Origin of the sequence: Massilia terrae, from assembly GCF_024753145.1 — a bacterium.
Lineage (GTDB): Bacteria > Pseudomonadota > Gammaproteobacteria > Burkholderiales > Burkholderiaceae_D > Telluria > Telluria terrae.
In genome coordinates this window covers 185,211-211,481 of sequence record NZ_JANUGU010000004.1, presented here as the reverse complement: position 1 = coordinate 211,481, position 26,271 = coordinate 185,211, and the positions used below count along the sequence as shown (strand labels likewise).

At 64.5% G+C, this 26,271-nt stretch carries 24 protein-coding genes and 1 other RNA gene; 19 read left to right on the top strand and 6 right to left on the bottom strand.

Going from position 1 to position 26,271, the window contains the following annotated elements:
* Window positions 1–105 precede the first annotated feature (105 nt).
* Complete coding sequence (gene hpnA / locus NX778_RS13915) at window positions 106–1,104, top strand: hopanoid-associated sugar epimerase (RefSeq protein WP_258812348.1); 999 nt, start codon at window positions 106–108, stop codon at window positions 1,102–1,104.
* Window positions 1,105–1,108: 4 nt separating this feature from the next.
* On the opposite strand, the gene NX778_RS13910 is transcribed toward hpnA, so the two are convergent.
* On the bottom strand, window positions 1,109–2,089 hold the full coding sequence (locus NX778_RS13910) for a ferritin-like domain-containing protein (RefSeq protein WP_258812347.1): 981 nt from the start codon (window positions 2,087–2,089) through the stop codon (window positions 1,109–1,111).
* A gap of 120 nt (window positions 2,090–2,209) precedes the next feature.
* Between NX778_RS13910 and NX778_RS13905 the strand changes: the two genes are divergently transcribed.
* The gene (locus tag NX778_RS13905; RefSeq protein ID WP_258812346.1) at window positions 2,210–2,533 is read left to right on the top strand and encodes an ArsR/SmtB family transcription factor; all 324 of its coding nucleotides are present in this window, start codon (window positions 2,210–2,212) and stop codon (window positions 2,531–2,533) included.
* A 20-nt stretch (window positions 2,534–2,553) separates the two neighbouring features.
* Complete coding sequence (locus NX778_RS13900) at window positions 2,554–2,961, top strand: SRPBCC family protein (RefSeq protein ID WP_258812345.1); 408 nt, start codon at window positions 2,554–2,556, stop codon at window positions 2,959–2,961.
* Window positions 2,962–2,982: 21 nt separating this feature from the next.
* On the opposite strand, the gene NX778_RS13895 is transcribed toward NX778_RS13900, so the two are convergent.
* Both NX778_RS13895 and ssrA read right to left on the bottom strand, forming a co-directional pair.
* Entirely contained in the window at window positions 2,983–3,684 is a 702-nt protein-coding gene (locus tag NX778_RS13895; protein WP_258812344.1) for a flagellar brake protein, read from the bottom strand.
* Between the two features lie 383 nt (window positions 3,685–4,067).
* Window positions 4,068–4,428: a transfer-messenger RNA gene (gene ssrA, locus NX778_RS13890) on the bottom strand.
* A 155-nt stretch (window positions 4,429–4,583) separates the two neighbouring features.
* Between ssrA and NX778_RS13885 the strand changes: the two genes are divergently transcribed.
* Window positions 4,584–5,447: a class I SAM-dependent methyltransferase gene (locus NX778_RS13885; RefSeq protein WP_258812343.1), complete on the top strand. Its 864-nt coding sequence runs from the start codon at window positions 4,584–4,586 to the stop codon at window positions 5,445–5,447.
* A 156-nt stretch (window positions 5,448–5,603) separates the two neighbouring features.
* Here NX778_RS13885 and NX778_RS13880 read toward each other — a convergent pair whose 3' ends face one another.
* From NX778_RS13880 to ompA, 3 genes are all read right to left on the bottom strand, one after another.
* The gene (locus NX778_RS13880) at window positions 5,604–6,302 is read right to left on the bottom strand and encodes an HAD family hydrolase (protein WP_258812342.1); all 699 of its coding nucleotides are present in this window, start codon (window positions 6,300–6,302) and stop codon (window positions 5,604–5,606) included.
* A gap of 4 nt (window positions 6,303–6,306) precedes the next feature.
* Window positions 6,307–7,008 carry a bifunctional 2-polyprenyl-6-hydroxyphenol methylase/3-demethylubiquinol 3-O-methyltransferase UbiG gene (gene ubiG, locus NX778_RS13875; protein WP_258812341.1) on the bottom strand — a complete coding sequence of 234 codons (702 nt, stop codon included), beginning with the start codon at window positions 7,006–7,008 and terminating at the stop codon, window positions 6,307–6,309.
* 265 nt (window positions 7,009–7,273) lie between these two features.
* A complete protein-coding gene (gene ompA, locus NX778_RS13870) occupies window positions 7,274–7,996 on the bottom strand; it encodes an outer membrane protein OmpA (protein ID WP_307728046.1) in 723 nt (240 codons plus the stop codon).
* Between the two features lie 364 nt (window positions 7,997–8,360).
* On the opposite strand from ompA, the gene gyrA reads away from it, so the two are divergent.
* The 15 genes from gyrA (at window position 8,361) to cysM (ending at window position 26,193) form a co-directional block, all read left to right on the top strand.
* The gene (gene gyrA, locus NX778_RS13865) at window positions 8,361–11,018 is read left to right on the top strand and encodes a DNA gyrase subunit A (RefSeq protein WP_258812340.1); all 2,658 of its coding nucleotides are present in this window, start codon (window positions 8,361–8,363) and stop codon (window positions 11,016–11,018) included.
* Window positions 11,019–11,174: 156 nt separating this feature from the next.
* Window positions 11,175–12,269, top strand: a complete 1,095-nt coding sequence (gene serC, locus NX778_RS13860) for a 3-phosphoserine/phosphohydroxythreonine transaminase (RefSeq protein ID WP_258812339.1) — start codon at window positions 11,175–11,177, stop codon at window positions 12,267–12,269.
* 172 nt (window positions 12,270–12,441) lie between these two features.
* Window positions 12,442–13,512 carry a prephenate dehydratase gene (gene pheA / locus NX778_RS13855; RefSeq protein WP_258812338.1) on the top strand — a complete coding sequence of 357 codons (1,071 nt, stop codon included), beginning with the start codon at window positions 12,442–12,444 and terminating at the stop codon, window positions 13,510–13,512.
* 18 nt (window positions 13,513–13,530) lie between these two features.
* The gene (gene hisC / locus NX778_RS13850) at window positions 13,531–14,634 is read left to right on the top strand and encodes a histidinol-phosphate transaminase (RefSeq protein ID WP_258812337.1); all 1,104 of its coding nucleotides are present in this window, start codon (window positions 13,531–13,533) and stop codon (window positions 14,632–14,634) included.
* The gene (locus NX778_RS13845; RefSeq protein WP_258812336.1) at window positions 14,635–15,537 is read left to right on the top strand and encodes a prephenate dehydrogenase; all 903 of its coding nucleotides are present in this window, start codon (window positions 14,635–14,637) and stop codon (window positions 15,535–15,537) included.
* Window positions 15,538–16,869, top strand: coding sequence for a 3-phosphoshikimate 1-carboxyvinyltransferase (gene aroA, locus NX778_RS13840; RefSeq protein ID WP_258812335.1), 1,332 nt, complete (start codon window positions 15,538–15,540; stop codon window positions 16,867–16,869).
* Between the two features lie 34 nt (window positions 16,870–16,903).
* Complete coding sequence (gene cmk / locus NX778_RS13835; RefSeq protein WP_258812334.1) at window positions 16,904–17,566, top strand: (d)CMP kinase; 663 nt, start codon at window positions 16,904–16,906, stop codon at window positions 17,564–17,566.
* 211 nt (window positions 17,567–17,777) lie between these two features.
* Window positions 17,778–19,484, top strand: coding sequence for a 30S ribosomal protein S1 (gene rpsA, locus NX778_RS13830; RefSeq protein WP_258812333.1), 1,707 nt, complete (start codon window positions 17,778–17,780; stop codon window positions 19,482–19,484).
* A 19-nt stretch (window positions 19,485–19,503) separates the two neighbouring features.
* Window positions 19,504–19,809, top strand: coding sequence for an integration host factor subunit beta (locus NX778_RS13825; RefSeq protein ID WP_258812332.1), 306 nt, complete (start codon window positions 19,504–19,506; stop codon window positions 19,807–19,809).
* 261 nt (window positions 19,810–20,070) lie between these two features.
* A complete protein-coding gene (locus NX778_RS13820) occupies window positions 20,071–20,373 on the top strand; it encodes a LapA family protein (protein WP_258812331.1) in 303 nt (100 codons plus the stop codon).
* A gap of 27 nt (window positions 20,374–20,400) precedes the next feature.
* A complete protein-coding gene (lapB, locus tag NX778_RS13815; RefSeq protein WP_258812330.1) occupies window positions 20,401–21,576 on the top strand; it encodes a lipopolysaccharide assembly protein LapB in 1,176 nt (391 codons plus the stop codon).
* A gap of 3 nt (window positions 21,577–21,579) precedes the next feature.
* Window positions 21,580–22,947: a UDP-glucose dehydrogenase family protein gene (locus tag NX778_RS13810; protein WP_258812329.1), complete on the top strand. Its 1,368-nt coding sequence runs from the start codon at window positions 21,580–21,582 to the stop codon at window positions 22,945–22,947.
* Between the two features lie 188 nt (window positions 22,948–23,135).
* Window positions 23,136–23,558 carry a ComEA family DNA-binding protein gene (locus NX778_RS13805; RefSeq protein ID WP_258812328.1) on the top strand — a complete coding sequence of 141 codons (423 nt, stop codon included), beginning with the start codon at window positions 23,136–23,138 and terminating at the stop codon, window positions 23,556–23,558.
* 193 nt (window positions 23,559–23,751) lie between these two features.
* On the top strand, window positions 23,752–25,128 hold the full coding sequence (locus NX778_RS13800) for a M20/M25/M40 family metallo-hydrolase (RefSeq protein WP_258812327.1): 1,377 nt from the start codon (window positions 23,752–23,754) through the stop codon (window positions 25,126–25,128).
* A gap of 162 nt (window positions 25,129–25,290) precedes the next feature.
* Complete coding sequence (gene cysM / locus NX778_RS13795; RefSeq protein ID WP_258812326.1) at window positions 25,291–26,193, top strand: cysteine synthase CysM; 903 nt, start codon at window positions 25,291–25,293, stop codon at window positions 26,191–26,193.
* The last annotated feature ends 78 nt before the right edge of the window (window positions 26,194–26,271 follow it).

The following is a 26,271-nucleotide window of genomic DNA, read 5'->3' as shown; positions in this document are numbered from 1 at the left end:
TCATTCGCTGCGGCAGCATCGGAAATCTCCCGCCAAAATCGGTTTGATGCGTGCGCGGCGAAGTGGTTCGCTACAATCGTCCATAACCCAATGGAGAACGTGGCCATGAACAGCCAGGACCGTGTGCTGGTGACGGGTGCGAGCGGCTTCGTCGGCGCGGCGGTGGCGCACGCCTTGCAACAGCAAGGGACGCGCTTGCGCGTGCTGGTCCGTGAAAGCAGCGCGCGCCGCAACCTGGCCGGGCTCGATGCCGAAGTGGCGGTGGGGGACTTGCGCGACCCGGCCAGCCTGTCGCGCGCGCTGCAAGGCGTGCGCTACCTGTTTCACGTGGCCGCCGATTACCGCCTGTGGGTGCCCGAGCCTGCCGATATCGAACGCACCAACGTCGACGGCACACGCAATCTGATGCGCGCCGCGCTTGAAAACGGGGTCGAGCGTGTGGTCTACACCAGCAGCGTGGCGACCTTGCGCGTCGGGTCGGATACCGTCGCGGCCACCGAAGACGAGCCGCTTGCACCCAGCGAAGCCATCGGCGCGTACAAGCGCAGCAAGGTAGTGGCGGAGCGCCTGGTCGAGGGCATGGCGGCCGAAGGCCTGCCGGCCGTGATCGTCAACCCCTCCACGCCGATCGGCCCGCGCGACGTGCGGCCCACGCCGACCGGACGCATCATCGTCGAGGCGGCGCGCGGGCGCATGCCGGCGTATGTCGAGACCGGGCTGAATGTGGTCGACGTGGATGATGTCGCGCAGGGGCACCTGCTCGCGCTGGAACGCGGGCGCATCGGCGAGCGCTACATCCTCGGTGGCGACAATATCTCCTTGCGCGAGCTGCTGGCCGAGATCGCGGCGCTGACGGGACGCCGCGCACCGCGCGTGCGGCTGCCGGTTGCGCCCTTGGTGCCGTTGGCGAAGGCGGCTGAAGCGCTGGCGCGTATCACGGGGCGCGAGCCCTTCCTCACTTGCGATGGCTTGAAGATGTCGCGCAACCGCATGCACTTCTCGTCGCAGAAGGCGAGGAATGAGCTGGGTTATGCATCGCGGCCGCACGTGGAGGGACTGCAGGCTGCGCTGGACTGGTTCGCCCTCGAAGGCTACCTGGACTGACGCGTCATCGCATTAGCCTGAGCGCGAAGCGCACCAGCGCCGGCATCGTGGCAGGGCGCAGCAGCCGCTCGTCGTAGCCGGCGAAACGGCGGTCGTTCTCGCACAGGCACAGTTGCATCAGGTCGCGCGCGCTGATGCCGCCGCCAGTGACGGACTGCGCGCCGCTCACGGTGAAGTTGTTGTCCTGCGCGTGCCCGCGGCCATTCGCGTCGATGCTGCGCGCAAGGCCGATGCGCTCCCAGCCGAGAAAGCACCACACAGCCAGCACCTTCGCCTCGAAGCGCAGGCGGCGCCACCACGGCAGGCGCGCGCGGTGCCACGCGGCCCAGTTCGCGAATAGCAGGATGTGGCGGCACTCTTCCTGCATCACAGGCTCGAAGGTGTCGACCAGCGCCGGTGCGAACAGCCCGGAGCAGCGTGCGGCTTCGAACAAGCCGAAGGCGAAGAAGCTGTCGATGCATTCGCTGTAGCCGGTGACGAGGTAGGCCCACTCAGGATCGCGCGGCCATGCATACGGCGCCTCGGGCGCGAGCTTGATGCCGTAGGCCGCCGCCATCCGCGCCAGCACATCCTTGTGGCGGTTCTCCTCCCACGCGTTCAGGGCCAGCGCGGCGCGCATCTCGCTGTCTTCCAGCGCGCGGGCGTAGGCGGCCATGCGCAACCGGGCCTTGCCTTCGGTCTGCACGGCGATGTCCCAGATCGGCAGCGCGACGATGCGCCGCAGGCTTGCTTCGTCGAGGTCGGGCCAGGCGAGGACGGCGGGGCGGTAGGGGTTGAAGGTGTCGCGGAACATGCGGCAGACCGCTTGCCGGTGGCGTTCGGAACCGGGCCGCAGCGGGCCGAAGAGACGGCTGTTCCAGTGGCGTGCGCGGCGGTGGGCTTCGGCCAGCGCGGTGTCGTCCGGCGTCCCTTCCGGCTGCGGCGGCGCGCGGAAGCCCGGCACGATCGCGGCCAGGTCGAATTGGTTCGGTGGCTCGTGTTTCATCGCAGGTCTTGTCGCATTCGTACTCGACTTAGGAGTCTTTCGCGTCCCGCCAAGTTCCGCTTGACGAATCCATAACCATGTGGTTATATATTATCCATAGCCGACAAGTTATCGATCATCATGCAAACCAACTACGACCTGCTCTTCAGAACCCTCGCCGATCCCACGCGCCGGGCCATTTTCGAGCGCCTGTGTCGTGGCGGCGAGCAGACGGTCGGTGCGCTGACGGCCGAGGCCGGGGTTTCACAGCCGGCCGTGTCAAAGCATCTGGCGCTCCTCAAGCAGGCCGGGCTGGTGCGCGACCGGCATGAGGGGCGCCAGACGCATTACCTGGCCCAGCCGGCCGCGCTCGTGCCGCTGATGGACTGGACCAAGGAGATGAGCCGCTTCTGGGAGAAGCGCTTCGACGATCTCGAAGACCTCCTCAAACGAATGGACCAATAAACGAAGAAAGGATGAGACAAATGAATGCAGCATCCGAAGTGCTTTCCGTCGTCGTCGAACGCGAGCTGCCGTATCCCGCGGAGAAGATCTGGCGCGCACTGACCCAGCCGCACCTGATCGCGGAATGGCTGATGAAGAACGATTTCGCGCCGGTGGTGGACCAGCGGTTCACGCTGAGCGGGGATTGGGGCTCGGTCGATTGCCAGGTGCGCGAAGTGGAACCGAACAAGTCGCTGGCTTACACCTGGGAGGCGATGGGGCTGGACAGCGTCGTCACGTGGACCTTGACACCGAGCGGCAGCGGCACCCTGCTGCGCATGGAGCAGGTCGGCTTCCGTCCGGACCAGCAGCAGGCTTACCAAGGGGCCAAGTATGGCTGGCAGAAGTTCTTTGGCAACCTGGAGCAGGTGCTGGCGCGCGAGGAGTGAGTCGTGGGCGGAGCGCTGTCGTCAGACAATCTTGCTTCGGTCTGCCAGCAGCGCTTCGTAGGTGAGGTTTTGCAGCAGGGTGTAGTGCACCGGATCGAGGTCCACGAACTGGACGCCATGGCTGTGGATCGCGCGCGGCCCGCCGGTATCTTCGACCGTAATATTACGCACAAGCGCCTTGGTGTCGATCTGCGTTTCCTGGTTGGTGCCTGGGATCATGAAGCCAAACTGCAAGGCGATCGGCGTGTCCGACGGTAGCGGCACCGGCGAATCGATGCGCGCTCCGGTAACCGAAATATTCACCAGCCTGCAGTCGATCGGCGTACCCGCATGGCTGCGCGCGAGTGCCGGAATCTCGGTCTTCACCCGCATCGCGCCGCGCAAGCTGGTGCCAAGGATCTCGGTCGGGAAGGACAGGTGAACGTAAGACAGCGGCCGCCCGAACACGCGTTCGACCGTGCCGGCGAATGAACACACGTTCACGCCCGAGAACACGCGGATCGTCAGCCGTTCGCCTTCCGTCAGGCTGATGGGGGCGCCCTGGTCGATCGGGGTCTTGACGATGATGTATTCGTCCTTGACGTAGCCGATCAGCGTGGAAAAGTAGGGTACCGGCTTGACGCGCCGGTGCGTGATGAACTGCAGGCGCACACCGACCTGCATGTTCAGTGATTCGAAGCTGAATTCTTGCGGTTTCTGGTCTTGGGCTTGGGTCTGGTCCATCGCGCGCGCTGTGGCTCAAGCTGAAACGGTCTCGGTTTGCTCTAATGACTAGAGCGGCTCAGCGGTGATCATACGCCTGAGGTATGCATGAAGACTATCGGATTGTCACTTTTAGAGACAAAGGGGCGTCAGCTTGCGCCGACAGGCCCGGTGGAGGTGAAGCAAGAAATCGCTGCGCGATTTCCCTTGAACGGGCGAATTGGAGAGGCCCTGCGCTTGCAAGCGCAGGGCCGTTCGCCGGCTCGCCGCATGCGCGGCTCGAAACCCCGGCTCACCCCTCGTCCGTGCCGGACGAGGTTTCAATTCCCTCGGCCTGCAAGCGAACGATTCAAAGACAACGGGCCTGTCAGCTTGCGCCGACAGGCCCGTTGTCTTTGAATCGATGGTGGAGGCGGAGGGAATTGAACCCTCGTCCGCAAGCCCTCTACAGACAGTTCTACATACTTAGCATCGCCATTTAATTTAACCCCAACAACCCGGACGTGCGCGGTGTGTCAGAGCGAGTTACCTTAGATTTAGGAATTGACCAAGTAACCCGATCAATTCCGAGCCTCTGTAAATGACTCTTCAGCTTTTGACGGCCCACCCCAGAGGCGAAGTGTTGAAGAGCTAGCAGCGATTAAGCTGCGAGTGCGTACGAGTTATCGTTTGCAGTTATTACATTTCTGGTTGTATTTACGAGGTAGCCAGGCCTCGGTATGCCCTGCGCTGCTTTGTAACCCACGTCGAAACCAGGTCGCCCCCAGCGGAGTAAGGACATTCTACCGCAATCTACGCGATGGTGCAGCCGTCCTGCGCTGGCTCAAACCCTGCCCAATCGTGAACACGCGCTGACAAAAATGCAATATGATCTTGCGCTTGAGCGGCGCGACCGCGATCACTGGAATGGAAGCCTCAGCATGGTATGTATCGTTTGTGGAACGCAGCAAACGGCCGGCCTGGCCAGCTGGCACGCAACTTGTCCGTCATGCGCCTACGAGAGCGCGCGGCTTGAAGGCGCCATCAACCGGCAGGATGCCCATGCATCCCTGAACGAAGCCCAGCGCGAAGCCGGCCTCAAGGCGCTGCGCCAGGAGAATTTCGCCGACATCGTCGCCTGGGCCCGTCAATTCGCACCGCCGGGCGGACGCAGACTGCTCGACGTCGGCAGCGCCCACGGCTGGTTCCTGGAAGCGGCGCAGGGCAGTTTCGACGTGCTCGGCATCGAACCGGACCAGGCGGTGGGCAGCCGCGCCGCTGCCCGTGGACTGCCGGTACGCCTGGGCTTTTTCCCGGACGCCTTGAACGACGACGAACGCTTCGACGTCATCGTCTTCAACGACGTCATCGAACACATCCCGCCGATCGCCACAGCGCTGGAAGCATGTGCAGACAGGCTCGATCCCGATGGCATCCTGATCCTGAACCTGCCCAACAGCAAAGGCTTCTTCTACCGGCTGTCCAAGCTGTTCGCCAGGCTGGGCTGGAAGGCGCCGTTCGAGCGCCTGTGGCAGAAGGGCTTGCCTTCGCCGCACGTACATTATTTTCGGCCGGAGAACCTGAGCCGCCTGGTGGCCACGCAAGGATTCGAGCTGGTCCACAGCGCCGAGCTGCCGTCGCTGCGCGCCAAGGGCTTGCTGGACCGGCTGCGCTGCACCGGTGGGATGTCGACGCTGGCGCTATACCTGCAGTACGCCGCCATCCTCTGCGCGATCCCGCTGCTGCGGGCATTCCCGAGCGACATCATCGTCTGCATCTACCAAAAAAAACGCCACCGGGGATAAAGCCGGCGAAGGGGTTGCGGGAGAGACCGGCTGCGTCGGCTGGCGGAAGGTGCCGCCAGCTAAGCCTATGTCTTGCACGTTCAGATTAGGACGTAGCGATCCCGACAACCACTTGGTTTCTGTATCAAGCGTAAGAAGATGTAACGACGAAACGCTTCAGGCGACCGCGGCGCGGGGGCCGACGAGGCCGCGCAGGGTCGCCAGCAGCTCGGCCGGGGTTTCCAGCAGGTAGTCGGCGCCCCAGGTGGACGGGTCGATCGAACCGCAGTAACCCCAGGAGCAGGCCACCGTGACCATCCCGGCGGCACGGCCCGCCTCGACGTCGCGCTGGTCGTCGCCCACATACCAGCAAAGCTCTGGAGCAACGCCCAGCCGGCGCGCGCCTTCCAGCAGCGGGGCAGGGTGGGGCTTGGCGAAACCGGTGGTGTCGCCGGAAATGATGCAGCCGGCGTGCGCCAGCCCGATCTGCGGCACCAGCGGATCGGTGAAGCGGGCCGGCTTGTTGGTGACGATGCCCCATTCCATGCCGTCCGCGCGGATGCCGTCCAGCAGCTCGACCACGCCGCCGAACAGGGTGCTGTGCACCGCCATTGCCGACTGGTAGCGGTCGAACCAGGCCAAGCGCAATTCCTCATAGCCATCGTCGCCCGGCGCCAAGCCGAAAGCGGCGCCGATCATGCCGCGCGCGCCGGCCGATGCGGTCGGGCGCAGCACGGTGTACGGCGTCGGCTCCAGTCCGCGCTCGGTGCGCAGCCAGTTCACGGCGGCGGCCAGGTCGGGTGCGGTGTCGGCCAGCGTGCCGTCGAGATCGAACAGGATGGCACGCGGTGCCGGGATTTGGGCAGGAAAGGTCATGGATTTAAAGCGGTTTGCTGCAGGCCACCATGTAGTTCACGTCGGTATCGTTGTTGAGCGAGTAGAACTTGGTCAGCGGGTTGTAGCTCAGGCCCTTGAGGCCGTCGACCTGCAGGCCGGCACTGCGCACATATTGCGACAGCTCGGCCGGGGTGATGAATTTGCTGTAGTCGTGGGTGCCGCGCGGCAGCATGCGCAGCAGGTATTCTGCGCCGACCACCGCGAACAGGTAGGACTTCAGGTTGCGGTTCAGCGTGGAAAAGAACACCTTGCCGCCGGGCTTGGCCAGTGCGTAGGCGGCGCGCACCACCGACGCCGGATCGGGTACGTGCTCCAGCATTTCCATGCAGGTCACGACATCGAACTGGCCGGCTTCCTGCGCGGCCATTTCCTCCGCGGAGATGAGCTGGTAGCGCACCTCGATGCCCGATTCCAGGCTGTGCAAATCGGCCACCTTCAAGGCCTTCTTGGACAGGTCGATACCGGTCACCTTGGCGCCCTTGCGCGCCATCGATTCGGTCAGGATGCCGCCGCCGCAGCCGATGTCGATCACGTTTTTGCCGGCAAGAGGCGCCAGCGCGTTGATCCATTCCAGGCGCAGCGGGTTGATTTCATGCAGCGGGCGGAACTCGGAGGTGGGATCCCACCAGCGGTGCGCCAGTTCGCTGAATTTGTTGATTTCGAGTTGGTCGACGTTCGTAGTCATAGGTGCGAATGATAGCCGGAAAAAGATGGGCCGGAGAGTCGTTTCGGCTGAAAAACGCCGCAAAATGAAGAACGTCATTCCCGCGAACGCGGGAATCCCAGTCTGCCGCGCAGTGGTATAGCCGCGCTAACATTGTCGGCCAGGAAATGGGGCTCCCGCCTCCGCGGGAGCGACGGTCACTGTTTTGCCAACTTGCGCACTCAAGGCGCAAGGCACAGCCATAAAAAAACCCCGCCGAAGCGGGGTTGTTCAAGCGGCTGGCGGATTACTGTGCCGGCTTGTTGATGGTTTTGGTACCGACCACTTCGATTTCCACGCGGCGGTTCTTGGCGCGGCCTTCGGCGGTCTTGTTGCTGGCGACCGGCTGCTTCTCGCCTTTGCCTTCGGTGTAGATGCGGGCCGGGTCGACACCTTTCGACTTCAGGTAGTCCTTGACGGCTTCAGCGCGGCGCACCGACAGCTTCTGGTTGTAGGCATCGGTGCCGATCGAGTCGGTGTGGCCGACGGCGATGATGACTTCCAGGTTCATGTCGCCCAGCTTGCTTGCCAGGTCGTCCAGCGACTGCTTGCCGGCCGGCTTCAGCACAGCCTTGTCGAAGTCGAAGAACGCATCAGCCTGGTAGCTGACTTTTTCCGAGGTCGGGACCGGAGCCGGGGCCGGAGCCGGGGCAGGAGCCGGGGCCGGGGCTTCAACCGGCGGCGGCGGCGGCGGGGCCACGCACTTGCCGTTTTCCAGCTTTTCCGGCGGCGTGCAGATCGGGGCGTCGCAGCCCGGGACCGCGTCGGCCGGGGTCCAGTAGCCGGTACGCCAGCACAGGCCGAAAGGATCGCGGGCGATCACGCCGCGGGCGTCCTGCACGTAGGCGCTGTACGGGGTCGGTGCCATGATGTCGGTGGTCAGCGGCGCGTACGGGGGAGCGCTCTGCGCGAACGCGCTGCCGGCCAGGAGTGCCGACGCTGCGAGCATGAGGGTTGCAATCTTTTTCATCTTTTTCTTCCTTTCGGTGATATCCGTTGCGAAACCACACGCTTCAGGCGCGTACTTGAGTCGATCGTAGCACGCACCCTGACGTGCCTGTTTCGCATTGTGAAACAAGCAATTAACTTCCCTGCCATTTTGCCATATGCGTCACATCCGTACGAAAGCCGCCAAAGCAAACGGCGTGCATACCGAGGAGTCTCGTTGTTTCTCCACAACATCCTGTCGTGATCTGGGTCGCGGCTTGACAATTCATCATGCGGTCACGGCTGTGTGCTAAGGCCCTTCGAATTGCGCAGTTGCCATAGCGCGCGTGGTAGAATCGAACGCTTGTAACTCACAAACCACAGCCTGAAGGCAGTCGACCCTCCCAATGGATCAATTCGCAAAAGAAACAGTCCCCATTTCCCTAGAAGAAGAAATGCGCAAGAGCTATCTCGATTACGCGATGAGCGTGATCGTGGGCCGCGCACTTCCGGACGTGCGCGACGGATTGAAGCCGGTGCACCGGCGCGTGCTGTATTCGATGCATGAGAGTAGTTACTTCTTCAACCGCCCGTTCGTGAAGTGCGCGCGCGTGGTCGGCGACACCATGGGTAAGTACCACCCCCACGGCGACGCCTCGATCTACGACACGCTGGTGCGCATGGCGCAGGACTTCTCGCTGCGCTACACCCTGGTCGACGGCCAGGGCAACTTCGGCTCGATCGACGGCGACAGCGCTGCGGCGATGCGTTACACCGAGTGCCGCCTGGACCGGATCGCGAACGAGATCCTGGCCGACATCGACAAGGACACGGTCGACTTCCAGCCGAACTATGACGGCAAGGAAAAAGAGCCGACCGTCCTGCCGACCAAGATCCCCAACCTGCTGATCAACGGCTCGTCCGGCATCGCGGTGGGCATGGCCACCAACATTCCTCCGCACAACTTGTCGGAAGTCATCAATGGCGCGCTGCACGTGCTGCGCCAGCCGGAATGCTCGATCGACGAGCTGATCGAGCTGATCCCGGCGCCGGACTTCCCGACCGCCGGCATCATCTACGGCGTGTCCGGTGTGCGCGACGGCTACCGCACCGGCCGCGGCCGCGTGGTGATGCGCGCCAAGACCCACTTCGAGGAAGTCGGCCGCGACGGCGCCCGTACCGCCATCATCGTGGACGAGCTGCCGTATCAGGTGAACAAGAAATCGCTGCTGGAGCGCATCGCCGAAAACGTGCGCGACAAGAAGCTCGAAGGCATTTCCGACATCCGCGACGAGTCCGACAAGTCGGGCATGCGCGTGGTCATCGAGCTGAAGCGCGGCGAAGTGCCCGAGGTGGTGCTGAACAACCTCTACAAGCAGACCCAGCTGCAAGACACCTTCGGCATGAACATGGTGGCGCTGGTCAACGGCCAGCCGAAGCTGCTGAACCTGAAGCAGATGCTGGAGTGCTTCCTGTCGCACCGCCGCGAGGTGGTCACCCGCCGCACCGTGTTCGAGCTGCGCAAGGCGCGCGACCGCGGCCACATGCTGGAAGGCCTGGCGGTGGCGCTGGCCAATATCGACGACTTCATCGCGATCATCAAGGCCGCGCCGACGCCGCCGATCGCCAAGACCGAGCTGATGCAGCGCGCCTGGGATTCTTCCCTGGTGCGCAATATGCTGACCCGCACCGAGACCGGCGCCGCCGGCGGCATCGAAGCCTTCCGCCCGGAGCACCTGCCGAAGCACTACGGCATGCAGCCGGACGGCCTGTACAAGCTGTCCGACGAGCAGGCCCAGGAAATCCTGCAGATGCGCCTGCAGCGCCTGACCGGCCTGGAGCAGGACAAGATCGTCAACGAGTACCGCGAAGTGATGGAACACATCGCCGACCTGCTCGACATCCTGGCCAAGCCCGAGCGCGTCACCACGATCATCAGCGACGAGCTGACCCAGATCAAGACCGACTACACCGAAAACGGCAAGGACGTGCGCCGCTCGACTATCGAGCACAACGCGACCGACCTTGAGACCGAAGACCTGATCACGCCGCAGGACATGGTGGTCACGCTCTCGCACAGCGGCTACATGAAGGCGCAGCCGGTGTCCGAATACCGGGCCCAGAAGCGCGGCGGCCGCGGCAAGCAGGCCATGGCGACCAAGGAAGACGACTGGATCGACCAGCTGTTCATCGCCAACACGCACGACTACATCCTGTGCTTCTCGAACCGCGGCCGCATGTACTGGCTGAAGGTGTGGGAAGTGCCGCAGGGTTCGCGCAACTCGCGCGGCAAGCCGATCGTGAACATGTTCCCGCTGCAGGACAACGAGAAGATCACGGTGGTGCTGCCGCTGTCGGGCCCGAACAGCAAGTTCCCGGAAGATCACTACGTGTTCATGTCGACCTCGCTCGGCACGGTCAAGAAGACCCCGCTGAAGGACTTCAGCAATCCGCGCAAGGCCGGCATCATCGCGGTCGACCTGGACGAGGGCGACTTCCTGATCGGCGCCGCGCTGACCGACGGCCAGCACGACGTGATGCTGTTCTCGGACGCCGGCAAGGCCGTGCGCTTCGACGAGAACGACGTGCGCCCGATGGGCCGCAATGCGCGCGGCGTGCGCGGCATGAACCTGGAAGATGGCCAGCAGGTCATCGCGCTGCTGGTGGCGGAAAACGAGCAGCAGTCGGTGCTGACCGCGACCGAGAACGGCTTCGGCAAGCGTACCCCGATCACCGAGTACACCCGCCACGGCCGCGGCACCAAGGGCATGATCGCGATCCAGACCTCCGAGCGTAACGGCAAGGTGGTGGCGGCGACGCTGGTGCAGCCGAAGGACGAGATCATGTTGATCACGACCGGCGGCGTGCTGATTCGCACCCGCGTGGCCGAGATCCGCGAGATGGGCCGCGCGACCCAGGGCGTGACCCTGATCGCGGTGGAAGACGGCACCCGCCTGTCCGGCCTGCAGCGCGTGATGGAGAGCGACGTCGACGAAACCGTCGCCGAGGAAGCCGAAGGCGAAGCCGCCAGCGAGCCGACGTCGGGCGAGCAGGGCGACCAGTAATCCACCACTCCCGTCGTCCCCGCGAAGGCGGGGACCCATAGACAGCTCGAATATTCGCACGGTCCATGGGCCCCCGCCTCCGCGGGGGCGACGGTAGAAGTTGCTGGTTTTATGCGACAATCATCTGCATAGCCTGCCCCGTTACCGTAAAACTTCATGAACCGCACCCCCATCTTCAACTTCTCCGCCGGCCCCGCCGTGCTGCCGCGCGAAGTCCTCCAGCAAGCCGCCGCCGAAATGCTCGACTGGCACGGCAGCGGCATGTCGGTGATGGAGATGAGCCACCGTGGTCCCGAATTCATCTCCATCTACAAGCAGGCCGTCGCCGATTTCCGCGAGCTGCTGAACGTCCCCGCCAACTACCGCATCCTGTTCCTGCAGGGCGGCGGCCTGGGCGAAAACTCCATCGTCCCGCTGAACCTGGCCGGCCGCCGCGCGCAGCCCGCCACCATCGACTTCGTGCACACCGGCTCCTGGTCCGGCAAGTCGATCAAGGAAGCGGCGCGCTACGCGAACGTGAACGTGGCCGCCAGCGCCAAGGACATCGGCTTCACCGCCGTGCCGCCGCAGGAAATCTGGAAGCTCACGCCCGACGCGGCCTACCTGCACATCTGCACCAACGAGACCATCGACGGCGTCGAGTACAACTTCGTGCCCGAGGTATCGGCCGACGTGCCGATCGTGGCCGACATGTCTTCGCACATCCTGTCGCGCGCGGTCGACGTGTCCAAATATGGCGTGATCTTCGCCGGCGCGCAGAAGAACATCGGGCCCGCGGGCCTGACGCTGGTGATCGTGCGCGAAGACCTGCTGGAACACGCGCTGCCGATCTGCCCCGGCGCCTTCAACTGGAAGACGGTGGACGAACACGAATCGATGTTCAACACGCCGCCGACCTACGCGATCTACATCGCCGGCCTGGTGTTCGACTGGCTCAAGCGCCAGGGTGGCGTGGCGGCGATGGAGCAGCGCAATATCGAGAAAGCGCGCCTGCTGTACGAGGCGCTCGACGCCGACGACTTCTACCAGAACCGGGTGGCGAAGGAAAACCGCTCGCGCATGAACGTGCCGTTCTACCTGCGCGACGAATCCCTGAACGAGAAATTCCTGGCCGGCGCGAAGGCGCGCGGGCTGCTGCAACTGAAGGGCCACAAGTCCGTCGGCGGTATGCGGGCATCGATCTACAACGCGATGCCGGTCGAGGGGGTGCGTGCCCTCGTCGATTATTTGAACGAGTTTGCGGGGCGTTGAGCGGCGCTGAAAGTACCACTAGCATCAGCACGTCGTCCCGGCGCAGGCCGGGACCCATAGAACGTGTGAGGAGTGGCGCAGCTAACCCTTCGATAAACTCAGCATGGGTCCCGGCCTCCGCCGGGACGACGGGCTTAGTGCGCGTCTTAACCTGAGCAGATACAGCAGAACAATGACAGACAAACTCCTCCCCCTGCGCCAGCAGATCGACGAGATCGACGCGCAAATCCTGGAACTGCTCTCGCGCCGCGGCCGCGTGGCGCAGGAAGTCGGCCACGTCAAGGCCGAGACCAACGCCCCGGTGTTCCGCCCCGAGCGTGAAGCGCAGGTGCTGCGCGGCGTCGCCGACCGCAACCCCGGCCCGCTGAAGAACGGCGACGTCCAGACCATCTTCCGCGAGATCATGTCGGCCTGCCGCGCGCTCGAAAAGCGCGTCACCGTGGCCTTCCTCGGCCCGGCCGGCACCTTCAGCGAAGAAGCCGTGTACAAGCAGTTCGGCACCGCCATCGAGCCCATGCCCTGCGCCTCCATCGACGAGGTGTTCCGCGCCACCGAGGCCGGCACCGCCGACTTCGGCGTGGTCCCGGTCGAGAATTCCTCCGAGGGCGCGATCAACCGCACGCTCGACCTGCTGCTGGCCACCACCACCGTGATCAGCGGCGAAGTGTCGATCCCGGTCCACCACAGCCTGATGACCAAGACCGGCAGCATGGACGGCGTCACCGTGGTGTGTGCGCATTCGCAGGCGCTGGCGCAGTGCCAGGTCTGGCTCAACCTGCACCATCCGGACATCGAGCGCCGCGCCGTCGCATCCAACGCCGAAGCCGCGCGCATGGCCAGCGTCGACCCGACCATCGCCGCCATCGCCAGCGAGATGGCGGGCGAGCAGTACAAGCTCGGCGTGGTCGAGGCCCACATCCAGGACGACCCGCACAACCGCACGCGCTTCGTCGTGATCGGCAAGCTGCACACCAACCCGTCGGGCAAGGACCACACCTCGCTGGTGCTGGCCGTGCCGAACAAGGCCGGCGCGGTCTACGACCTGCTGGCGCCGGTGGCGCGCCACGGCGTGTCGATGACGCGCTTCGAATCGCGCCCGGCCCGCATCGGCACCTGGGAGTACTACTTCTACGTCGATGTCGAGGGCCATGTGCAGGATCCGCACGTCGCGCGCGCGCTCGAGGAGCTCAAGCAGAACGCCGCCTTCTACAAGGTGCTCGGCTCCTACCCGGTCAGTCTTTAATTTATCGTTGAGAGAACCATGTCGCAATTCGGTCCAGATTACGTCCGCGCCATCGCCCCTTACCAGGCCGGCAAACCCATCGCTGAAGTCGCCCGTGAGTTCGGGCTGGACGAAGCCAGCATCGTCAAGCTCGCATCGAACGAGAACCCGTTCGGCGTGCCGGAGTCGAGCAAGCGCGCGATGGCCGAAGCGGCGGCGGAACTGGGCCGCTACCCGGACGCCAACGGCTTCGAGCTGAAGGCCGCGCTGTCCAGGCGCTACGACGTGCCGGCCGACTGGATCACCCTCGGCAACGGCAGCAACGACATCCTCGAAATCGCCGCCCACGCCTTCGTGCAAAAGGGCGAGTCGGTGGTGTTCTCGGAATACTCGTTCGCGGTGTACGCGCTGGCCACGCAGGGCGTGGGCGGGCGCGGCATCGTGGTGCCGGCGCGCGACTACGGCCATGACCTCGACGCCATGCTGGCCGCGATCGCACCGGACACCAAACTGGTCTACATCGCCAATCCGAACAACCCGACCGGCACCTTCATCCCGGCCGCGACCATCGAAGCCTTCCTGGCCAAGGTGCCGGCCAATGTGGTGGTGGTGCTGGACGAGGCCTACAACGAATACCTGAAGCCGGAAGACCAGTTCGAGTCCGCCCAGTGGGTGCGCAAGTACCCGAACCTGATCGTTTCGCGCACCTTCTCCAAGGCTTACGGCCTGGCCGGCCTGCGCGTCGGCTTCGCGATCGCGCAGCCGGTGGTCACCGACCTGATGAACCGCATCCGCCAGCCCTTCAACGTCAACTCGCTGGCGCAGGCCGCCGCGATCGCCGCACTCAACGATAAGGAATTCCTGGCCAAGGGCGCGAAGAACAATTTTGAAGGCTATGCGCAGCTGACCGCCGCCTTCGATGAACTCGGCCTGGAATACGTGCCCTCGCACGGCAACTTCGTGCTGGTGCGCGTGGGCCAGGACGACGGCGCCGGCGCGCGCGTCAACCTCGCGCTGCTCAAGCAGGGCGTGATCGTGCGCCCGGTCGGCGCCTACGGCCTGCCGCAGTGGCTGCGCATCTCGATCGGCCTGCCGGAAGAGAACGCGGTCTTCGTCGAGGCCCTCAAGAAAGCGCTGGCCTGAATGTTCGATAAGGTCGTCATCGTTGGCGTCGGCCTGATCGGCGGCTCGTTCGCGCTGTCGCTCAAGGCCGCCGGCGCCGTCAAACACGTCGTCGGCATGGGCCGCTCGGCCGAGGTGATGGCGCGCGCGCTGGAGCTGGGCATCGTCGATGAAATCACCACCTCGGCGCAGGAAGCCATGCGCGGCGCCGACCTGGTGCTGATCGCCGCCCCGGTCGCGCAGACCGGCCGCATCCTGCAGTCGCTGCTGCCGTGGCTGGAGCCGCACACCGTGCTCACCGACGCCGGCAGCACCAAGAGCGACGTGGTCGCGGCCGCCCGCGAGGTGCTGGGCGAGCGCATCGCCCAGTTCGTCCCGGGCCACCCGATCGCCGGACGCGAGTCGAATGGCCCGGACGCGGCCATCCCCAATCTCTACCGCGGCAAGAAAACCGTGATCACCGCGCTGCCGGAAAACCCGGCCGCGCTGGTCGAGCGCGTCGAAAGCGCGTGGCGCCTGTGTGGTGCGATCATCCATCGCCTCACGCCTGGAGAACACGACAAGGTGTTCGCCGCCGTCAGTCACCTTCCGCATTTGCTGGCGTACGCGCTGGTGGACGACATCGCCGCCAAGCCGCACGCCGACCTGCTGTTCCAGTACGCCGCCAGCGGCTTTCGCGACTTCACCCGCATCGCCGGCTCCTCGCCCGAGATGTGGCGCGACATCAGCCTGGCCAACCGCGACGCCTTGCGCGTGGAGTTGGACGCGTATCTGGCACAATTGACCAAACTGCGGGCACTGCTCGATGCCGCCGATGGCGCCGGCCTGGAAGCCGTGTACGCCAATGCGCAGCGCGCCCGCCAGGCCTGGATCGGGGCGATCGAAGCCGCCGAGCCGCGCCCGAGCCAGGAATCAGGAAAGTAAATGACGCAGCAAAAACACTACCCCCAGCACCTCGACCTGGAACCTGTGATGCACGTGCAGGGCACGGTGCGCCTGCCGGGCTCGAAGAGCATCTCCAACCGCACGCTGCTGCTGGCCGCGCTGGCCGAGGGCGAGACCGTCATCCATGACCTCTTGGCCTCGGACGACACCATGGTGATGCTGGGCGCGCTGCGCTCGCTCGGCATCCAGTGGGACGAGATCGACGAGCGCACCACCCGCGTGCACGGCGGCGCCGGCGTGCTGCCGGTGCACGAGGCCGATCTCTTCATGGGCAACGCGGGCACCGCGATCCGTCCGCTGACGGCGGCGCTGGCCGTGATCGGTGGCGACTACAAGCTGCACGGCGTCTCGCGCATGCACGAGCGCCCGATCGGCGACCTGGTCGACGCGCTCAACGAAGTCGGCGCGCAGATCGACTACACGGGGCAGAAGGGCTACCCGCCGCTGCGCATCCGCCGCGGCCACATCCATGCCGACCGCCTGTCGGTGCGCGGCAATGTGTCGAGCCAGTTCCTGACCGCGCTCCTGATGGCGGCTCCGCTGATGGCCAAGGACCATGCGGTCACCATCGAGGTCGTCGGCGAGCTGATTTCCAAGCCCTACATCGAGATCACCCTGAACCTGATGCGCCGCTTCGGCGTGACGGTGGAGCAGGACGGCTGGCAGTCGTTCACGGTGCGGCCGGGGCAGCGCTACCAGAGCCCGGGCAGCATCCACGTCGAGGGCGATGCCTCGTCGGCGTCCTACTTCCTGGCGGCCGGCGCGATCGCCGGCGGCCCGGTGCGGGTCGAAGGCGTGGGCCGCGACAGCATCCAGGGCGACGTCCGTTTCGCCGAGGCGCTGGAGCAGATGGGGGCGACCATCACCCGCGGCGACAACTGGATCGAGGCGACGTCGAACGGCGTGCTGAAGGCGATCGACGCCGACTTCAACCACATCCCGGACGCGGCGATGACGATCGCGGTCGCCGCGCTGTACGCCGACGGCACCAGCACCCTGCGCAATATCGCCAGCTGGCGCGTGAAGGAAACCGACCGCCTGGCCGCCATGGCGACCGAGCTGCGCAAGCTGGGCGCGACGGTGGAGGAGGGGCCGGACTACATCCGCGTCACCCCGCCGGACGAGATCCGCGCGGCCACCATCGACACCTACGACGACCACCGGATGGCGATGTGCTTCTCGCTGGCCTCGCTGGACGGCAAGGCGCGGCGCGGCAACGCGATCCGCATCAACGATCCGAAATGCGTGGCCAAAACCTTCCCCGAGTACTTCGAAGCGTTTGCGGGAATCGCCACCAACGAGCTATTCTGACGGGCTGGACCCCAACAGCCCCGGAAACAAAAGAATGCAAGACAACATCATCCCCGTGATCACGATCGACGGCCCGACCGCTTCCGGCAAGGGCACGGTCGCGTCGCGGGTCGCCGAGCGGCTCGGCTTCCACCTGCTCGACTCGGGCGCACTGTACCGGCTGACGGCGCTGTCCGCGCTGCGCGCCGGGGCCAATCTGGCGGACGAGACGGCGGTGGCGCAGGTCGGCCACTACCTGGATTGCAGCTTTGTCGGCGACCAGGTGTTCCTCGGCAAGGAAGAGGTGACCGAGGCGATCCGCGCGGAGGAGGTGGGCAATTCCGCCTCGCGCATCGCGGCGCTGCCGGCGGTGCGCCAGGCTTTGTTCGACTTGCAATTGCGTTTCCGCACGGCACCGGGACTGGTGGCGGACGGCCGCGATATGGGAACGGTGATCTTTCCCGGCGCCCAGCTTAAAGTCTTCCTTACCGCAAGTGTTGCGGCGCGCGCCGAACGCCGGTATAAGCAATTGATTGGCAAAGGGTTTTCTGCTAATATGGACGGTCTGCTGGCGGATTTGCAGGCCCGCGACGCACGCGACATGAACCGCGCCGTCGCCCCGCTCGCCCCGGCAGCAGATGCGCATCTCCTCGATACCTCGAACATGACGGCGGATGAAGCGGTCGAACAGGTATTGGGCTGGTACGCGGAAAAATAAGATTTGGAGGTGGTTGAGCGGCAGGTAGCAGCGCCGCTCAACCACTTTCGTCGTCCCGGCGAAGGCCGGGATGACGCTGGTTCAGTTTGTTGTAAGTTTCGCGCTACGGCGCTGTTTGGTGCCTGCGATTTTTTGCAGGTGTGTGTAACCCTCTCCCAGTTCAGTCCGCACTATCGACGGCCTGCTGGCTAACCTTAAAGTACCCTTTTACATGTCTACTGCAACCACCCAAGCTTCTGGTATGGAAAGCTTTGCCGCCCTCTTCGAGGAATCCCTGTCCCGCCAGGACATGCGTTCGGGCGAAGTCATCTCCGCTGAAGTCGTTCGCCTCGACCACAACTTCGTGATCGTGAACGCCGGCCTGAAGTCGGAAGCATTCATCCCCATCGACGAATTCAAGAATGACCAGGGCGAACTGGAAGTCAAAGTAGGCGACTTCGTTTCCGTGGCCATCGAATCGCTGGAAAACGGTTTCGGCGATACCATCCTGTCGCGCGACAAGGCCAAGCGCCTGGCATCGTGGCTGGCACTGGAAAAAGCAATGGAATCCGGTGAAATCGTCACCGGTACCGTCAACGGTAAAGTCAAGGGCGGCCTGACCGTCCTGACCAACGGCATCCGCGCATTCCTGCCGGGCTCGCTGGTCGACACCCGTCCGGTCAAGGACACCACCCCGTTCGAGGGCAAGACCCTGGAATTCAAGGTCATCAAGCTGGACCGCAAGCGCAACAACGTGGTGCTGTCGCGCCGCGCCGTGATCGAAGCCTCGATGGGCGAAGAGCGCGCCAAGCTGATGGAAACCCTGAAGGAAGGCACCGTCGTCACCGGCGTCGTCAAGAACATCACCGACTACGGTGCGTTCGTTGACCTGGGCGGCATCGACGGCCTGCTGCACATCACCGACCTGGCATGGCGCCGCGTGCGTCACCCGTCGGAAGTCCTGTCGGTCGGTCAAGAGATCACCGCCAAGGTCCTCAAGTACGATCAGGAAAAGAACCGCGTCTCGCTGGGCGTCAAGCAACTGGGCGACGATCCGTGGACCGGCCTGTCGCGTCGCTACCCGCAAGGCACCCGCCTGTTCGGCAAGGTCACCAACCTGACCGACTACGGTGCGTTCGTGGAAGTCGAGCAGGGCATCGAAGGCCTGGTGCACGTCTCGGAAATGGACTGGACCAACAAGAACGTGGCCCCGAACAAAGTCGTGCAGCTGGGCGACGAAGTCGAAGTCATGGTTCTGGAGATCGACGAAGAGCGTCGCCGTATCTCGCTGGGCATGAAGCAGTGCAAGCCGAATCCTTGGGACGACTTCGGCGTCACCCACAAGAAGGGCGACAAGGTCAAGGGCCTGATCAAGTCGATCACCGACTTCGGCGTGTTCATCGGCCTGCCGGGCAACATCGACGGCCTGGTGCACCTGTCGGACCTGTCGTGGACCGAAGCCGGCGAAGAAGCCGTGCGCAAGTTCAAGAAGGGCGACGAGCTGGAAGCAGTCGTGCTGGCGATCGACGTCGAGCGCGAGCGTGTCTCGCTGGGCGTGAAGCAGCTGGAAGGCGACCCGTTCAACAACTTCGTGGCACTCAACGACAAGGGTTCGCTGGTGACCGGCACCGTCAAGTCGGTTGAGCCGAAAGGCGCTGTGATCGCCCTGAACGAAGAAGTCGAAGGCTACCTGCGCGCTTCGGAAATCTCGCGCGACCGCGTGGAAGATGCCGGCACCCACCTGAAAGTGGGCGACAAGGTCGAAGCCATGATCATCAACGTGGACCGCAAATCGCGCGGCATCCAGCTGTCGATCAAGGCCAAAGACAACGCCGACACCCACGAAGCCATGCAGAAGCTGGCAGCAGACAACAGCGCCGCATCGGGCACCACCAGCCTGGGCGCTCTGCTGAAAGCCAAGATGGATAACAAGGGCTAATCTGCCTTAAGGCGAACAGATGACCAAGTCCGAGCTGATTGCCCGCCTGGCTGAGCGTTATTCGCAGCTGGTGGCCAAGGATGCGGAATTTGCCGTCAAGACGATCCTCGATGCGATGACCAATGCTTTATCGACTGGTCAGCGCATCGAGATCCGCGGCTTCGGCAGCTTCGCGCTGAACAGCCGGCCCCCGCGGATCGGTCGCAACCCCAAGTCCGGCGACAAGGTGATGGTGCCCGAAAAACGGGTGCCCCACTTCAAGCCGGGCAAGCAGTTGCGCGAGCGGGTGGACGCAATGGTCGGGCAACCGATCATCAACGACTGAGTCGTCTGCCGCGTGCAGACCAAGAACGGCATCTATGGATGCCGTTTTTTTATTGTTCGATAATCCGTCGTTCCCGCGAAGGCGGGAATCCATGGAGCGTATGAGGTGTGGCGCCGTAACCGCCTTTGGCAGACTCAGTATGGATCCCCGCCTTCGCGGGGACGACGGCCGGGGAAAGGCGTTCCCGGCCATCGTTTTTGATATATCGTCACGGATATGCGACACTGCCATGTTTGCTGAACCACCCGACAGGACCCGTTGATGAAACTCGTCTCCACCATCGTTGGATTTATCCTGTTCGTGCTGTTTTTCGGGTTCGCCCTGAAGAACACGCAGGAAGTCGATCTGCACTTTTTCCTGAATTACGAATTGCGTGGTCCGCTGGTGCTGATGCTGCTGGTGTTTTTCGTGGCCGGCGCGGCCCTCGGCATCCTGGCGCTGACGCCGACCGTGTTCCGCCAGCGCCGCCAGACCTCGCAGCACAAGGACACCATCCAGGCCCTGCAGAGCGCCGCCGGCACCGCCAGCGCCCCGCCGCAGCCGGATGGCGTGACCACGCGCTGAATGCCCAAAACAAAAGAATAGGAACGCATGGAATTTGAAATCTGGTGGCTGCTCGGCATCCCCGTCTTTTTCGCCCTCGGCTGGATCGCGGCGCGCGTCGATATCAAGCAGCTGGTCTCGGAATCGCGCAGCTTGCCGCGGGGCTATTTCAAGGGCCTGAATTTCCTGCTCAACGAGCAGCCGGACAAGGCCATCGACGCCTTCATCGAAATCGTCAAGCTCGATCCGGAAACGGCCGACATGCACTTTGCGCTCGGTAACCTGTTCCGCCGCCGCGGCGAGACCGAGCGCGCGATCCGCGTCCACCAGAACCTGCTGTCGCGCCCGGACCTGCCGGTCGAGCAGCAGGTGCACGCCCAGTACGAGCTGGGCATGGACTACCTGAAGGCGGGCCTGCTGGACCGCGCCGAGGAAACCTTCAACCAGCTGGTCGACACCCAGTACGCGGTGCAGGCGCGTCGTGCGCTGCTGGAAATCTTCCAGCGCGAGAAGGAATGGCGCCGCGCGATCGAATCGGCGCTCGGCCTGCAGGAATCCGGCGCCGGCGCCATGCACAAGGAAATCGCCCAGTTCTATTGCGAGCTGGCCCAGGACGCGCTGGTGCACATGGACACCAAGGAAGCGATGGCGTTGCTGGACCATGCGCTGCAGGCCGACCGCAAGAGCGTGCGCGCCACCATCCTGTCGGGCGACGCGCTGCTGGCCCAGGGCGACGTCGAGGGCGCGCTCAAGACCTGGCGCCGCGTCGAGCAGCAGAGCGTGCCGCATGTGGCGCTGGTCGCCGGCCGCCTGATGGACGGCTACCGCAAGCTCGGCCGGGCGCAGGAAGGCGTCAACCTGCTGCGCTCCTATCTGGCCGAGGCCTCGTCGATCGACCTGGTCGAGGTCGTGTTCAAGGCGGTCATTGAACTCGACGGCGTCGAGGCTGCCAAAACACTGGTGGTCGAGGAATTGCGCCGCAATCCGACCCTGCTCGGCCTGGACAAGCTGCTGGAAGCGCGCCTGATGGACGCGCCGGCCCATGTCTGGGAAGAGCTGTCGATGGTCAAGAACCTCGTCCACGGCTACACGCAGAAGCTGGCACGCTACCAGTGCAGCCACTGCGGTTTCAAGGCGCGCCAGTTCTACTGGCACTGCCCGGGTTGCAGCAAGTGGGAAACCTACCCGCCGCGCCGCACCGAAGAACTTAACGTCATGAACTAAACAATGAAAATCACCATCATCGGCACAGGCTATGTGGGCCTGGTCACCGGCGCCTGCCTCGCCGAACTCGGCAACGACGTGTTCTGCCTCGACGTCGACCAGAAGAAAATCGACCTGCTCAACAACGGCGGCATCCCGATCCACGAGCCGGGCCTGGAAGAAGTGGTCGCGCGCAACCGCGCGGCCGGCCGCATCCGTTTCTCGACCGACGTCGCCGCCAGCGTGGCGCATGGCGTGCTGCAATTCATCGCGGTCGGCACCCCGCCGGACGAAGACGGCTCGGCCGACCTGCAGTACGTGCTGGCCGCGGCCCGCAACATCGGGCGCCACATGGACGGCTTCAAGGTCATCGTCGACAAGTCGACCGTGCCGGTGGGCACCGCCGACCGTGTCGCCGCCGCCATCCGCGAGGAGCTGTCGGCGCGCGGCGGCAATGGCGAGTTCTCGGTCGTGTCCAACCCCGAATTCCTGAAAGAGGGCGCGGCGGTCGAGGACTTCATGCGTCCGGACCGCATCGTCATCGGCCACGACGACAGCCCGGCCGGGCAGCGCGCGCGCGACATGATGAAGCTGCTGTACGCACCGTTCAACCGCAACCACGAGCGCACCTACTGGATGGACGTGCGCTCGGCCGAGTTCACCAAGTACGCAGCCAACGCGATGCTGGCGACCCGCATCTCCTTCATGAACGAGCTGGCCAACCTGGCCGACCAGGTGGGCGCCGACATCGAAGCGGTGCGCCAGGGCATCGGTTCCGACCCGCGCATCGGCTACAGCTTCCTGTACGCCGGCGCCGGCTACGGCGGTTCCTGCTTCCCGAAGGACGTGCAGGCGCTGGAGCGCACCGCGCGCCAGTACGACCGCGAACTGCTCATCCTGCAGGCGGTCGAGGCCGTCAACGACCGGCAAAAGCGCGTGCTGGGCGACAAGGTGGTATCGCGCTTTGGCGGCGACCTGAGCGGCAAGCATTTCGCCGTGTGGGGACTGGCGTTCAAGCCGAATACGGACGATATGCGCGAGGCGCCGTCGCGGGTGCTGCTGCAGGAGCTGATCGAGCGCGGCGCCACGGTATCGGTGTACGACCCGGTGGCGATGGCCGAGGCCAGGCGCGTGCTGGAGCTGGACCTGGGCGCCGACAAGATGTCGCGCATCCGCTTCGCCGAGGCGCCGATGGACACGCTGGACGGCGCGCAGGCGCTGGTGATCGTCACCGAGTGGAAGGCGTTCCGCAGCCCGGATTTCGAAGCCATTAAGGCGCGCTTGGTGAATCCGGTGATTATCGACGGGCGCAATTTGTATGAACCGGGGCTGATGACGCAGCAGGGCATCGAGTACCACGGTATCGGCCGGTCGATCCTCACCCGTAAATAAGCTGCTCGGCTCAGCACGCCAAATGGGGTTCGCGCGCAAGCGGGAACCCCCTTGCATGATTAGAGGCAAGCGCTCGCCTCACCCACCCCGCTTGAGCAAGCTCAACCCAACCGCGTCAACCCCCGCCGCGTTCGCCCCGTTAAAGCCAGAGGGACGGCACCCGCCGATCCACTAACCGGAGACGAACGATGATCAAGAAACTGATACTTGCAGTTGCCACCCTGGTCGCATCGATTAGCTTCGCTTTTGCCCAGGTCGACGTCAACAAGGGCGACGCCGCCGCGCTGGATTCGGTCAAGGGCATCGGCCCGGCCATGTCCAAGCGCATTATCGACGAGCGCACCAAGAACGGCGACTTCAAGGACTGGTCCGACCTGCAGAAACGCGTGAAGGGCATCGGCGACAAGCACGGCAGCAAGCTGTCCGAGGCCGGGCTGCAAGTGAACGGCAAGTCGAAGGACGGCGCGCCGATGAACGCAGCCGCCGCCGCCTCGACCAAGACCGAAAAGAACGCCAAGGCCGACAAGACCGACAAGACCCCCGGCGATATGAGCGACAAGGCCGCCAAGCCCGCCAAGGCCGACAAGAAAGCAATGAAGTCCTCGATGTAAGTCCTCCACGCCGGCGCGGCGGTTCTTCCATCCGGAAGGCGGCCGCAGCCGACGGCTCCCGCCATCCAGGGCCGCACCCAGAAGCGCGGCCCGCCATCCCCCACTTTTTTTGCATGTAATGACATCAATGTTCCTTCGGAGCATGAGAAGATATTGCGGCTTAATTGAAGCGTAATAATTCGAAGGGATACCCATGCCACCAGCCCGCCTTTCCAGGACGCTGCTCGCCGGCCTGATCGCCGCTGCGACGACCTCTGCCTTTGCGGCCCAGGCCGCCGCTCCCGATGTCAGCAAGCGCCAGCCGGAAATCGAGAAAGCCGTTTCCGAAATCTCGGCCAAGCGCATCGAAGCGTATATCCGCAAGCTGGTCAGCTTCGGCACCCGCCACACGATGTCGGACACCAGCTCGGACACGCGCGGCATCGGCGCGGCGCGGCGCTGGATCAAGAGCGAGCTGGAGCGCTGCGGCGCCGGCACCCGCATGCAGGTCACGTATGACAGCTACGTCGACCAGGGCGGCCCGCGCATCTCGCGTCCGACCGAAGTGGTGAACGTGGTGGCGACCCTGCCGGGCACCCAGCCGGAGTCGAAGGACCGCATGTACGTGGTCAGCGGCCACTACGATTCGCGCGTGACCGACGTCATGAACGACACCGCCGACGCCCCGGGCGCCAACGACGACGCCTCGGGCACCGCGGCCGTGATGGAAATGGCCTGCGTGATGGCCAGGCACAATTTCGACGCGACCCTGGTATTCATGACCGTGGCCGGCGAGGAGCAGGGCCTGCTGGGCGCCAAGCATTTCGCCGACCAAGCGAAGAAGAACGGCTGGAACATCGCCGGCATGTACGACAACGACATCATCGGCAGCTCGCACGCCGACGACGGCCGCAAGGATGACGGCCAGGTGCGCCTGTTCGCGCAGGGCGTCCCGCCGGGCAAGGAGATGAGCGAGGCGCTGCGCACGCTGGTCACCACCGGCGGCGAGAACGATTCGATCACGCGCCAGCTCGCGCGCCACACCAAGGAGCAGGGCGAGCGCTACGTGAAGGGCTTCAAGGTCAACGTCATTTACCGTACCGACCGCTACCTGCGCGGCGGCGACCACAGCCCCTTCCTGGCGAATGGCTACGCGGCGGTGCGCTTCACCGAGCCGAACGAGAACTTCGACCACCAGCACCAGGACCTGCGTACCGAAAACGGCAAGGTCTACGGCGACCTGCCGGAGTTCGACGACTTCAACTACATCGCCAAGGTCACCAAGGTCAACGTGGCCGGCCTGGCCTCGCTGGCGCTGGCCCCGGCCGCGCCGCAGAAGGTCGGCGCGCGCACCGACAAGCTGGAGAACGACACCACGCTGGTGTGGGAGGCCAACCAGGAGCCGGACCTGGCCGGCTACCGCATCGTGTGGCGCGAGACCACGGCGCCGTTCTGGCAGGGGGCCAAGTACGTGGGCAATGTCACCGAGGCGAGTGTGAAGCTGTCGAAGGACAATTACTTCTTTGGGGTGCAGGCGGTGGACAAGGACGGCAATGTGTCGCCGGCGACTTATCCGGTGCCGAAGCGGTAAGAGCTAACACTGCGCTTCTGAAATGGGGTTCCCACGTGCGCGGGAACCCCATTTGCTTTGCGCAGCCCGGAACGCTCAACCCGCTGACCCCTCTCATACGCCAACTTGCATCTCCGATTAGAATGTGACCTGGCAAACCTCGCTAGACATAGGAAGCAAGCAATGGCATACAAGACCATCGAAGACACGATCGGTAACACGCCGCTGGTGCAGCTGCAGCGGCTGCCCGGCCCCGAGATCGCCGAACGCAACAACGTCATCCTGGGCAAGCTGGAAGGCAACAACCCGGCCGGCTCGGTGAAGGACCGTGCGGCCATGTTCATGCTGCGGGGCGCGGAAGAGCGCGGCCAGATCAAGCCCGGCGATACCCTGATCGAGGCGACCAGCGGCAACACCGGCATCGCGCTGGCGATGGCAGCCGCGATCCGCGGCTACAAGATGATCCTGCTGATGCCGGACAACCTGTCGGTCGAGCGCCGCCAGAGCATGGCCGCTTACGGCGCCCAGATCATCCTCACGCCCAAGACCGGCGGCATGGAATACGCCCGCGACATGGCCGAGCAGATGCAGCGCGACGGCCAGGGCATCATCCTCGACCAGTTCGCCAACCAGGACAATCCGCGCGCCCACTACGAAACCACGGGCCCGGAAATCTGGCGCGATACCGAAGGCCGCATCACCCACTTCGTGTCGGCGATGGGCACCACCGGCACCATCATGGGCGTGTCGCGTTACCTGAAGGAGCAGAACCAGGACGTACGCATCATCGGCGCCCAGCCGGAAGAGGGATCGTCGATTCCCGGCATCCGCAAATGGCCCGAAGCGTACCTGCCGAAGATCTTCGACCGCTCGCGTGTCGACCAGGTGGAAAATGTCAGCCAGGCCGCAGCCGAGCAGATGGCGCGCCGCCTGGCGGCGGAAGAGGGAATTTTCAGCGGAATCTCGGCGGCCGGCGCCTGCGAAGTGGCGCTGCGCATCGCCCGCACAGTGGAAAACGCGACGATCGTGTTCGTCGTCTGCGATCGCGGCGACCGCTATCTCTCGACGGGCGTATTCCCGGCCTGATTCAATCGCGCCTGGCCAAGCGCCGGGCGCGTCACAACAGCGTCAACCGCGCCGCTGCGCCGCCATCGGGGGCAGCGC

Coding starts and splice junctions, on each gene's coding strand:
- NX778_RS13885 (WP_258812343.1), top strand. CDS start 4,584: ATGGTATGTATCGTTTGTGGAACGCAGCAAACGGCCGGCCTGGCCAGC.
- ubiG (WP_258812341.1), bottom strand. CDS start 7,008: ATGACTACGAACGTCGACCAACTCGAAATCAACAAATTCAGCGAACTG.
- serC (WP_258812339.1), top strand. CDS start 11,175: ATGAACCGCACCCCCATCTTCAACTTCTCCGCCGGCCCCGCCGTGCTG.
- hisC (WP_258812337.1), top strand. CDS start 13,531: ATGTCGCAATTCGGTCCAGATTACGTCCGCGCCATCGCCCCTTACCAG.
- ompA (WP_307728046.1), bottom strand. CDS start 7,996: ATGAAAAAGATTGCAACCCTCATGCTCGCAGCGTCGGCACTCCTGGCC.
- NX778_RS13910 (WP_258812347.1), bottom strand. CDS start 2,089: ATGAAACACGAGCCACCGAACCAATTCGACCTGGCCGCGATCGTGCCG.
- NX778_RS13845 (WP_258812336.1), top strand. CDS start 14,635: ATGTTCGATAAGGTCGTCATCGTTGGCGTCGGCCTGATCGGCGGCTCG.
- NX778_RS13805 (WP_258812328.1), top strand. CDS start 23,136: ATGATCAAGAAACTGATACTTGCAGTTGCCACCCTGGTCGCATCGATT.
- cmk (WP_258812334.1), top strand. CDS start 16,904: ATGCAAGACAACATCATCCCCGTGATCACGATCGACGGCCCGACCGCT.
- lapB (WP_258812330.1), top strand. CDS start 20,401: ATGGAATTTGAAATCTGGTGGCTGCTCGGCATCCCCGTCTTTTTCGCC.
- NX778_RS13905 (WP_258812346.1), top strand. CDS start 2,210: ATGCAAACCAACTACGACCTGCTCTTCAGAACCCTCGCCGATCCCACG.
- NX778_RS13820 (WP_258812331.1), top strand. CDS start 20,071: ATGAAACTCGTCTCCACCATCGTTGGATTTATCCTGTTCGTGCTGTTT.
- rpsA (WP_258812333.1), top strand. CDS start 17,778: ATGTCTACTGCAACCACCCAAGCTTCTGGTATGGAAAGCTTTGCCGCC.
- NX778_RS13800 (WP_258812327.1), top strand. CDS start 23,752: ATGCCACCAGCCCGCCTTTCCAGGACGCTGCTCGCCGGCCTGATCGCC.
- NX778_RS13880 (WP_258812342.1), bottom strand. CDS start 6,302: ATGACCTTTCCTGCCCAAATCCCGGCACCGCGTGCCATCCTGTTCGAT.
- NX778_RS13895 (WP_258812344.1), bottom strand. CDS start 3,684: ATGGACCAGACCCAAGCCCAAGACCAGAAACCGCAAGAATTCAGCTTC.
- NX778_RS13900 (WP_258812345.1), top strand. CDS start 2,554: ATGAATGCAGCATCCGAAGTGCTTTCCGTCGTCGTCGAACGCGAGCTG.
- aroA (WP_258812335.1), top strand. CDS start 15,538: ATGACGCAGCAAAAACACTACCCCCAGCACCTCGACCTGGAACCTGTG.
- NX778_RS13810 (WP_258812329.1), top strand. CDS start 21,580: ATGAAAATCACCATCATCGGCACAGGCTATGTGGGCCTGGTCACCGGC.
- cysM (WP_258812326.1), top strand. CDS start 25,291: ATGGCATACAAGACCATCGAAGACACGATCGGTAACACGCCGCTGGTG.
- NX778_RS13825 (WP_258812332.1), top strand. CDS start 19,504: ATGACCAAGTCCGAGCTGATTGCCCGCCTGGCTGAGCGTTATTCGCAG.
- pheA (WP_258812338.1), top strand. CDS start 12,442: ATGACAGACAAACTCCTCCCCCTGCGCCAGCAGATCGACGAGATCGAC.
- gyrA (WP_258812340.1), top strand. CDS start 8,361: ATGGATCAATTCGCAAAAGAAACAGTCCCCATTTCCCTAGAAGAAGAA.
- hpnA (WP_258812348.1), top strand. CDS start 106: ATGAACAGCCAGGACCGTGTGCTGGTGACGGGTGCGAGCGGCTTCGTC.